Origin of the sequence: Yoonia sp. (assembly GCF_036770585.1) — a bacterium.
Classification (GTDB): domain Bacteria; phylum Pseudomonadota; class Alphaproteobacteria; order Rhodobacterales; family Rhodobacteraceae; genus Yoonia.
In genome coordinates this window covers 4263-13925 of record NZ_DAIPIW010000069.1, presented here as the reverse complement: position 1 = coordinate 13925, position 9663 = coordinate 4263, and the positions used below count along the sequence as shown (strand labels likewise).

The 9663-nt window shown below is 61.2% G+C and carries 11 protein-coding genes; 8 read left to right on the top strand and 3 right to left on the bottom strand.

What is annotated here, in order from left to right; genetic code table 11:
- Window positions 1–212: 212 nt before the first annotated feature.
- On the bottom strand, window positions 213–1214 hold the full coding sequence (locus V7N12_RS11445; RefSeq protein WP_333714698.1) for a GlxA family transcriptional regulator: 1002 nt from the start codon (window positions 1212–1214) through the stop codon (window positions 213–215).
- 187 nt (window positions 1215–1401) lie between these two features.
- Here V7N12_RS11445 and V7N12_RS11440 point away from each other — a divergent pair, with 187 nt between their 5' ends.
- Window positions 1402–2772: a class II 3-deoxy-7-phosphoheptulonate synthase gene (locus tag V7N12_RS11440; RefSeq protein WP_333714697.1), complete on the top strand. Its 1371-nt coding sequence runs from the start codon at window positions 1402–1404 to the stop codon at window positions 2770–2772.
- Here V7N12_RS11440 and V7N12_RS11435 read toward each other — a convergent pair whose 3' ends face one another.
- Window positions 2773–3420, bottom strand: coding sequence for a PAS domain-containing protein (locus V7N12_RS11435; RefSeq protein WP_333714696.1), 648 nt, complete (start codon window positions 3418–3420; stop codon window positions 2773–2775).
- 177 nt (window positions 3421–3597) lie between these two features.
- Here V7N12_RS11435 and V7N12_RS11430 point away from each other — a divergent pair, with 177 nt between their 5' ends.
- From V7N12_RS11430 to V7N12_RS11420, 3 genes are read left to right on the top strand one after another with little or no spacing between them, the layout of a single operon-like run.
- The gene (locus tag V7N12_RS11430) at window positions 3598–4488 is read left to right on the top strand and encodes a YicC/YloC family endoribonuclease (protein ID WP_333714695.1); all 891 of its coding nucleotides are present in this window, start codon (window positions 3598–3600) and stop codon (window positions 4486–4488) included.
- Entirely contained in the window at window positions 4488–5132 is a 645-nt protein-coding gene (gene gmk, locus V7N12_RS11425) for a guanylate kinase (protein WP_333714694.1), read from the top strand. Before V7N12_RS11430 ends, gmk begins: the two co-directional genes overlap by 1 nt.
- Window positions 5129–5650: a gamma carbonic anhydrase family protein gene (locus V7N12_RS11420; RefSeq protein ID WP_333714693.1), complete on the top strand. Its 522-nt coding sequence runs from the start codon at window positions 5129–5131 to the stop codon at window positions 5648–5650. Before gmk ends, V7N12_RS11420 begins: the two co-directional genes overlap by 4 nt.
- Here V7N12_RS11420 and V7N12_RS11415 read toward each other — a convergent pair.
- On the bottom strand, window positions 5643–6191 hold the full coding sequence (locus tag V7N12_RS11415) for a hypothetical protein (RefSeq protein ID WP_333714692.1): 549 nt from the start codon (window positions 6189–6191) through the stop codon (window positions 5643–5645). The genes V7N12_RS11420 and V7N12_RS11415 overlap by 8 nt on opposite strands.
- Here V7N12_RS11415 and V7N12_RS11410 point away from each other — a divergent pair.
- The 4 genes from V7N12_RS11410 to phoB all read left to right on the top strand — a co-directional run.
- Window positions 6166–7191 carry a sensor histidine kinase gene (locus tag V7N12_RS11410; protein WP_333714691.1) on the top strand — a complete coding sequence of 342 codons (1026 nt, stop codon included), beginning with the start codon at window positions 6166–6168 and terminating at the stop codon, window positions 7189–7191. The two genes, V7N12_RS11415 and V7N12_RS11410, sit on opposite strands and share 26 nt — an antisense overlap.
- 327 nt (window positions 7192–7518) lie before the next feature.
- Window positions 7519–8280 (top strand): phosphate ABC transporter ATP-binding protein PstB, encoded by a 762-nt coding sequence (gene pstB / locus V7N12_RS11405; RefSeq protein WP_333714700.1) that lies wholly within the window; start codon window positions 7519–7521, stop codon window positions 8278–8280.
- Window positions 8281–8289: 9 nt separating this feature from the next.
- Window positions 8290–9003: a phosphate signaling complex protein PhoU gene (phoU, locus tag V7N12_RS11400; protein ID WP_443089961.1), complete on the top strand. Its 714-nt coding sequence runs from the start codon at window positions 8290–8292 to the stop codon at window positions 9001–9003.
- Window positions 9004–9007: 4 nt separating this feature from the next.
- On the top strand, window positions 9008–9663 hold a 656-nt coding region (phoB, locus tag V7N12_RS11395), incomplete at its 3' end, for a phosphate regulon transcriptional regulator PhoB (protein ID WP_333714690.1).

The window sequence follows — 9663 nt, the reverse complement described above, 5'->3', positions numbered from 1 at the left end:
GAGGTCGCCAAAAGTAGGTTCTTCATGTCATTCTCCCAAGTTGGATATTTTTATCCTGTCGGCCAATTTATCAGTCCGTTTCCAAAAGGAAAGCGCGAACGCCAAGCCAAATGGCCTAATGGTGCGTGTTTGGCAGGCATTTTACCTTAATAGGGGCATCGGTGGCGGTTCGTGGCGTCTCTGCGGCGGGGTCTTGCAACCGGAACGCGAATTCAGACCGAAAGCCGCGAGGCGTGACTGCCCCGCTCGCGGTAAGGTGTGGTGTCGTAATGCGACCGGTAGCATTTCGAGAAATGCGAAGGCGAGGCAAAGCCGCAGGCCAGTGCCACGTTGATCACCGTCATATCCGTCTGCATCAGCAGGTTGCGGGCCTTTTGCAGGCGCAGTTCCATGTAGTATCGCTTTGGACTGCGCGACAGATAGCGCCGGAACAGCCGTTCGAGTTGCCGCGTCGACATGCCGACCTCTTTGGCCAGTGTCGCGGGGCTGATCGGGTCTTCGATATTCTGTTCCATCATCTGGATGACGCGGCTGAGCTTGGGATGGCGCACGCCGATCCGCGTGGGGATGGACAGGCGCTGGGTGTCCTGATCGGTGCGGATCGACGAATAGATCAGGATATCGGCCACCGCATTCGCGAGGTCCTCACCATGGTCATCCGCGATGATCTTGATCATCAGATCGATGGAAGAGGTGCCGCCCGCCGTCGTCATGCGGTTTCCATCGACGACAAAGACGGATTTGGTCAGGGTGACTTCTTCGAATTCCTCGGCGAAGCTGTCCTGATTTTCCCAGTGAATGGTTGCCTTCTTGTTGTCGAGCAGCCCGGCCTTGGCCAGCGTGTAACCCGCCGTGCAAAGTCCGCCGATGGTCACACCGCGCCGTGCCTCGCGGCGCAGCCAGTTGAGGATCCGCTTGGTGGTGGCCTTCTGCACGTCGATCCCGCCGCACATCAGGATCGTATCCTCACGCTCCATCTCGCCCAGATCGCCATCGACGCGGAAGACACAGCCGTTCGAACAGACCGCCTCTTGCCCGTCTTCGGACAGAATCGTCCACCGATAAAGCGTCTTGCCCGCGGTGCGGTTCGCAATCCGCAGGCTTTCGATCGCGGCTGCAAAGCTGAGCATGGTGAATTGCTGCATCAGGACAAACACGAACCGGCGCGGTTTGCCCGTGGTTGCGACGTCGACGATCTGTGGGTCGATATTCATCTTCGCGGTCTCGGATTGATCGTCCGAAGACCACACCAGCTTTGGGCGTCCTTCGCAAGTCTGAAGTGTCACTTGACGACATGCGATGGCGCAAACAGAGAGTGGTTTTTGGCATTGGCCCCGTCCGCCCGTCGCGCTATACGCAAGCCCTGATACCGCTAAACCGATCCGAAGATGGAGCGAGACCATGACCGAATGGCAAAAATCTGACTGGCGCAACAAGCCACGGGTTCAGATGCCGGAGTATACCGACGCAGCCGCTCTGAACGCTGTCGAGGCCCGTCTTGCCAGCTATCCACCACTGGTTTTCGCCGGTGAGGCACGCAAGTTGAAACAGCAGCTTGGCGCTGTCAGCCGTGGCGAGGCCTTCTTGCTGCAGGGTGGGGATTGTGCGGAAAGCTTTGCCGAATTCGCAGCCGATGGCATCCGCGATACCTTCAAGGTCCTGCTGCAGATGGCGATGGTCCTGACCTATGGCGCCAAGGTGCCGGTGGTCAAGGTCGGGCGGATGGCGGGCCAGATGGCCAAGCCGCGCTCGGCCCCGACCGAGACCATCAACGGCGTGGAACTGCCCAGCTATCGCGGCGACATCATCAACGGCTTCGATTTCACCGCCGAAAGCCGGAACCCGGACCCTGAACGGATGCTGCAGGCCTATCTTCAGGCCGCGGCGACGCTGAACCTGCTGCGGGCATTTTCGACAGGCGGGTTCGCCGATGTCCATCAGGTCCACAAATGGACGCTGGGCTTCACCGACGCCAACGAGGTGAAGAAATACAGCGATATGGCCTCGCGGATCAGTGATACGCTGGACTTCATGGAAGCGGCGGGTTTGACATCGGCCACCAACCACGAGCTTCAGACGGTCGATTTCTACACCAGCCACGAGGCGCTGTTGCTGGAATATGAAGAGGCGCTGTGCCGGCGCGACTCGACCTCTGGCAATTGGCTGGCGGGATCCGGTCACATGATCTGGATCGGCGACCGGACGCGCCAGCCCGACGGGGCGCATGTGGAATTCTGCAAGGGCGTTCTGAACCCCATCGGTCTCAAATGCGGGCCGAGCATGACCAGCGGGCATCTCAAGGCGTTGATGGCGGCGCTGAACCCGAAAAACGAGCCGGGCCGTCTGACGCTGATCGCGCGATTCGGTGCAGGGACCGTGGGCGAGCATCTGCCGCGCCTGATCAAGGCGGTGCAGGAAGAGGGGGCGAATGTCGTCTGGTCCTGTGACGCGATGCACGGCAATACGATCAAATCCTCGTCCGGCTACAAGACGCGGCCTTTCGAGAGCGTGTTGCGCGAGGTGAAGGAATTCTTTGCGATCCACAACGCCGAAGGCACGATCCCCGGTGGTGTGCATTTCGAGATGACGGGCAAGGACGTGACCGAATGCACCGGTGGTGTGCGCGCGGTGACGGATGAAGATCTGTCGTCGCGCTATCACACGGCCTGTGATCCACGCCTGAACGCCTCGCAGTCGCTGGAACTCGCTTTCCTTGTCGCCGAAGAGCTGTCCGCACGCCGCGTGGGCATGACGCAGGCCAAGGCGGGCTGATCAGCCGTTATTGACGACCAGCTTGAGGGCCGGGCGCAGGGCTGCGTCCGGCCTTTCGCTTGGCCGGACGAGGTGGGGCATCAGGCTGACAAGCTCTGGCCGGGGCGCACCCAAGCGGTCATGGCGGCGCGGCAGATCGTTTCGGATCGCAAAGCGACGTGGTTTGTGTGATGTGGTGTTAGGTGTGACGATCGCCCCGAGGATCCGCGACATCTGGCCAGAGGTGTCCCGCATCGGCAGCAAAAGCACCGATCCCTCCAGCGAAGGGCGCAGCAGCGTGGCGGCGGACCGGACCTGCAACCCGATGATTGCGGGGTCGGCACAGACCGCCTCGATCACATGCCGCACATCGCTGTGGCAGTCCTGATCGAAGAGGGTGGAAAACGGCATCCCGCGTGGATCCATCTTCAGCAGATCATGCAGCCGCTGTCCCGCAACACGAAACCGTGCCGTTCCGGCCGCGACGCGCTGCAGGATGAAAGTATAGGGCAGCACATGCTCGATCCTTGCAGGGTTGAGATCGGTCCGCGCGGGGATATCGCCTGCCTCGCGCAGTTTCTGCCAATAGGCCTCGAGCGTCAGAAGGTGCGGATGCGCCAGCGCATCGCACTGCCCATGAAGATTGGAATGATCGCCAAAACGCTGCATTTACTTGTTCCCTCTACACGACCGGCTGTTTCGCCGACCCCTTCACGCAGACATTTTTAGCAAAATCTTCGCGGATGATCACTTAACAAAGCGTTAAATGGTTAATGCCGTTCCGGCAGCCTTGCCCTGCGCGGGCATTTTCCAGTAGGTGCCTTCCAACAGACCAAAGGAACGCCGATGATCCAATCCATGACCGCATTCGCCAGCCGGACAGGCGCCACTGGCGCGGTTTCATGGGTCTGGGACATGCGCGGGGTCAATGCGCGGGGTCTCGATCTGCGGCTGCGGGTCCCCGAAGGATTGCCGGGGCTGGAACAGGCGATGCGCACGGCACTGACATCGGCGCTGGCGCGCGGAAGTGTCGCGGTCAATCTGCGGATCACGCGCGAAGAAACAGCCCAGCCACTTGCCATCGACGAGGGCCATCTGGACGCTGTGCTCAGGGCGCTGGACCAGATCCAGGAACGCGCCTTTGCCCTTGGTGTGACACTGGCGCAGCCGACAGCCTCGGACGTCTTGGCGCAGCGCGGGATCATGGTTGCGCAGAAGCCCGACGATGATTCCGCGCGTTTGACAAAGACCCTGACCGCCGATTTCGCGCATGTGCTGGCGGATTTCGTGGCGATGCGTGAAAGCGAAGGGGACGCCCTGCGCGCGATCTTGCAGGGGCAACTGGCGCAGATCGCCAGCTTGGTTGCGGCCGCCGAAGAGGCCGCCGCCGCGCGGGCCCCGCAACAGAAAGAGGCGCTGACGAAGGCTCTGCGGCGGGTTCTTGACGATGTGGCCGAGATCGACGAGGCACGGATCGCGCAGGAACTGGCCCTGCTGGCTGTCAAATCCGACGTCACCGAAGAGATTGACCGTCTCAAGGCGCATGTCGCTGCGGCAAGGGCGCTGCTGGAGGATGACAAACCGTCCGGCCGCAAGCTGGATTTCCTCGCGCAAGAGTTCAATCGCGAAGCGAATACATTGTGTTCCAAGGCGCAGGCGGCGGCCCTGACGGCGATCGGGCTCGACCTCAAGGCGGTGATCGACCAGATGCGCGAGCAGATTCAGAACGTGGAGTGATGACGGTGGCAAGACGCGGACTTCTGATCATTCTGTCGTCCCCTTCGGGTGCGGGCAAATCCACGCTGGCGAAACGTCTGCGCGCCTGGGATGACACGCTGCAATTCTCGGTCTCTGCCACAACGCGCGCGCCCCGCCCGGGTGAGGTTGACGGCAAGGACTATTATTTCGTCAGCAAGGACCGGTTTTTCGCGATGGTCGCAGAGGCGGACATGCTGGAACATGCCGAGGTCTTCGGAAATCACTACGGCTCGCCCAAGGGTCCGGTTCAAGAGGCCATCGAAAGCGGCCGAGATGTGCTTTTCGATATCGACTGGCAGGGCGCGCAGCAGATCAACAACTCGTCGCTGGCCGAAAACGTCCTGTCGATCTTCATCCTGCCGCCCTCGCTGACCGAGTTGCATCGCCGCCTTGTGGCGCGCGGGCAGGACAGTGAGGCGGTCATCGCGGGGCGGATGCAAAAGAGCATCGAGGAAATCCGGCATTGGGCGGAATACGACTATGTTCTGGTGAACGAGGATCTGGAACGCACGGCGGCCGATCTGATCACCATCGTCCGCGCCGAACGGCTGCGACGGCACCGGCAGCCGCAACTTGTCGGTCAGGTCCGCGCCTTGGAAGCACAATTCGGAGAATTGATATGACACTCTACCGGCTTGGCGACAAAACACCGCAGGTTGCAGATGGCGCATGGATCGCGCCGGGGTGCCATATCGTCGGCGACGTGACGCTGGCGGAAAAATCGTCCGTCTGGTTCGGCACCACGATCCGCGGCGACAACGAGAACATCCAGATCGGGGCGGGCAGCAATGTGCAGGAAAACTGTGTGCTGCATACCGACATCGGCTTTCCGCTGGTGATCGGGGCAGGCTGCACCATCGGTCACAAGGCGATGCTGCACGGCTGCACGATCGGCGACAACAGCCTGATCGGCATGGGTGCGACGGTGCTGAACGGCGCCGTCATCGGCGAGAACTGTCTGATCGGGGCAGGGGCCTTGATCACCGAGGGCAAGACCATTCCCGCAGGGTCACTTGTGATGGGATCACCGGGGAAGATCGTGCGCGAGCTCGATGCCGCAGCCATCGCGCGCCTGCGCCTGTCCGCCCTGCATTATCAGGAAAACGCCACCCGTTTCGCGAACGACCTGACGGTCATTTGATCTCGATGACATCGAAGTCGAGGTCCGGTGCGATCTGTGCGATCTCGGCCATGATGACGGCCTTGGCGATCGTCGGATCGGACACGGCAAGGTAGCGTCCGCCAAACCGCGCTTCGTCCAGGATGGCCGCGACATCCAGGGCATCGAAACTGTCCGCGACAAGTGGGGACAGGACGATATCCGGATCATGCGACAGCAGCAGATCACGCGTGATGTCATCCACGCCCGCATAGGTGACATCTTCGGTATCGGTGATGTCGCGACCTTCGGTGGCCCATCTGGAGACATCACCAATGATAAGTATGCGCATAGAGACGTTGCGACCTTTGGTAATGAAATTGCCTGCCTTCGCGACGTTCGACATCGCTCTCTTCCAACTATCCTGTAAGTTGCATAACATATCTGGTAATTGATTGAAAAGGTTGCCGGTCGATGATTTGGGCTCTATGCGGGGCAAAGGGCCTGCAACAATGTCGCAGGCTACCCCGTCAGAGAAACAAAAGCCGCCGAATGCCATGAGTGATGAAAAAATCGCTTCCATCATCGATGCCTTCCCGGGGCCGGTCATACTGATCGGACCGGACGAACGTGTCCGCGCGGCCAACGAGGCGATTGGCGTGATTCTGGGCCCCAATCTGGTCGGGCGTCACTTCATCACCGCGCTGCGCCAACCGGCCATCCTCGAGGCCGTGGGCGAGGCGCGGACGATGCGTGCGCGACGGCTTGTGCGCTATACCGGCCGCGACGGCGCCAAGGATACCCACTACCGCGTCGTCATCGCCCCGGCTGGCGACGACATCCTGCTGACCTTCGAGGATCAGACCGCCGCCGAAGAAGCGGGCCAGATGCGGCGCGATTTCGTGGCGAACGTCAGCCATGAGTTACGAACACCGCTGACGGCCCTGCTGGGCTTCATCGAAACCCTGGGGGGGGCGGCCCGTGACGACGCTGCGGCCCGTGATCGCTTTCTGGGGATCATGGCCCATGAGGCGAACAGGATGACAAGGCTGGTCGACGACCTGTTGTCTCTCAGCCGTGTGGAAGAGGAGGAACGTATCCGCCCGCGTCAATACGTCGATCTTGCCGCCTTGCTGTCCTCGGTCATCAAGGGGCTGGAACCGCAAGCGGCGGATGCAGGCGTCACCGTGGTGCTGGACCTGATGGCCAGTGATGAAATGGTGCCCGGGGACGCGGGCCAATTGGTGCAGGTCTTCACCAACCTCGTCGAGAACGGCATCAAATACGGTGCCTCGGGCGGCGAGATCGTTGTCCGGCTGCTGCCACGGGTCATGAACATGCGGTTGCGGGGCGAGGCGGTGCAGGTGATCGTCGCCGACAAGGGCGAGGGGATCGCCTCGCATCACATCGCGCGTCTGACCGAAAGGTTCTACCGCGTCGACAACCATCGCTCGCGCGAGGTCGGGGGGACGGGCCTTGGCCTTGCGATTGTCAAGCATATCATCAACCGGCATCGCGGCCGTCTGGAAATCCGGAGCGAGCTTGGCCAAGGAACGGAAGTATCCGTCTTCTTGCCTGTCTAGCCGTTGTCCGCAAAACCTTTTCATCGACGTCACAAAAGCTTTGAAAGCCTTGCCTATAAGACCGGTCCGGGGTCGCGGTCGCGCCCCGGTGTCGTCAGTGCAAGGGCTTTCGCCGGAAATGTCGGGGTGTCATGTTCGATATCGGAACCGGACGGGCAGGGCAGGGCCGATCCGGCCTATGATCAAGGATCATGGGGCGGTAACATCGGTCGGGCGGTCTGCGTGATGGGTTCTGCACATCATCGCGTGCAACCGGCACCGCAAAACGGGTAGACAGGGCGCAAGATGATGGACGACTTGACACCGGGGGATCGCAAGATGGAGACGATGCAGGATCTGAAAATTCAGGCGCGTGGCGTGCAGGTCTACTATGGCACCACCCATGCCATCAAGGATGTGGATGTCGACATCGACCACAAGACCGTCACGGCCTTTATCGGCCCCTCGGGATGCGGCAAGTCCACATTCCTGCGGTGTCTCAACCGGATGAACGACACCATCGATATCGCCCGCGTCGAGGGCGATATCCGGATCGACGGTGAGGATATCTACGACCCGAAGGTCGACGCGGTCCAGCTGCGCGCCAAGGTCGGCATGGTCTTTCAAAAGCCCAACCCCTTCCCCAAGTCGATCTATGACAACGTCGCCTATGGCCCCAAGATTCACGGTCTGGCCGGGACCAAGGCGGCCCTGGACGAGATCGTCGAACAGTCGCTGCGCAAGGCCGCCTTGTGGAACGAGGTCAAGGACCGGCTGCAATCGCCCGGCACCGGCCTTTCGGGTGGCCAGCAGCAGCGCCTGTGCATTGCCCGCGCCATCGCCACCGCGCCAGAGGTGCTTTTGATGGACGAGCCATGCTCGGCGCTGGATCCGATCGCGACGGCCCAGGTGGAAGAACTGATCGACGAGCTGCGGCAAAGCTTCTCGGTGGTGATCGTGACCCATTCGATGCAGCAGGCGGCGCGGGTCAGCCAGAAGACCGCTTTCTTCCATCTCGGCAGCCTCGTCGAATATGATGAAACCGACAAGATTTTCACCAACCCACAGGATCCGCGGACCGAAAGTTACATTTCAGGCCGGATCGGATAAGGAGCCAACATGATGATCGACCAGCATATTTCTTCGGCCTTCGACCGCGATCTGGAAGGGGTCACGACACTGATCGTCCGCATGGGCGGTCTGGTCGAAGAGGCGATCCGCAAGGCCGCATTGTCACTGTCGCAGCGTGATGTCGAAATGGCCGAAGAGGTGCGCGAGGGCGACAGGGTCATCGATGCGCTGGAAGAGCAGATCAACGAAGAGGCCGCCCGCCTGATCGCCCTGCGCGCACCGGTTTCGAAAGACCTGCGCACTGTGCTGACCGTCCTGCGGCTTGCCGCTTCGCTGGAACGCATCGGCGATTACGCAAAGAATATCGCCAAACGCACCAGTGTGATCGCCGAGATGGGGCCTGTCTATGGCTCGGACGGGGCGCTGCGCCGGATGGCCCGCGAAGTCGAGCAGATGTTGCAGCAGACCCTTGATGCCTATGTGCGCAGCGACGTGTCGCTGGCCGAGGATGTCCGCCAGCGCGATCAGGATGTGGACGAGATGTACAATGCGCTCTTCCGCGAGTTTCTGACCTTCATGATGGAAGACCCGCGCAATATCACGGCCTGCATGCACCTGCATTTCATGGCCAAGAATATCGAGCGCATGGGCGACTTGACGACCAATATGGCCGAACAGATCATCTACCTCGTCACCGGTCACGTCCCCGAGGACGCGCGCCCGAAGGGTGACAAGACGGCCTATGTCACGAACACAGACTGATCCGATGGCACAGCAACCTCATGTTCTGATTGTCGAGGACGAGGCCGCCCAGCGCGAGGTTCTGGCCTACAATCTGGAGGCGGAAGGATTTCGCGTCAGCCGTGCCGAGAATGGCGAAGACGGGCTTGTCTGCGTCGACGAGGATACGCCCGATGTGATCGTGCTGGACTGGATGATGCCGAACCTGTCGGGGATCGAGGTGTGTCGCCGTCTCAAGATCAAGCCGGAAACCGCGCGCATCCCGATCATCATGCTCTCGGCGCGGTCAGAAGAGGTCGACAAGGTGCGCGGGCTTGAAACGGGTGCGGATGATTATGTGGTCAAGCCCTACTCGGTTTCCGAATTGATGGCGCGCGTCCGCACCCAGTTGCGCCGGGTCCGCCCGGCAAGTGTCGGTCAGGTGCTGACCTATGACGATATCGTGCTGGACGCCGAGACGCATCGCGTGACACGCGGTGATATTCAGCTGAAGCTGGGCCCGACCGAGTTTCGCCTGCTCACGACGTTCATGGAAAAGCCCGGCCGGGTCTGGTCGCGTGACATGCTGCTGGACCGGGTCTGGGGGCGCGACATCTATGTCGACACCCGGACCGTGGATGTGCATGTGGGCCGCCTGCGCAAGGTGCTGACCCAGAACGGCGGCAGCGATCCGGTGCGCAC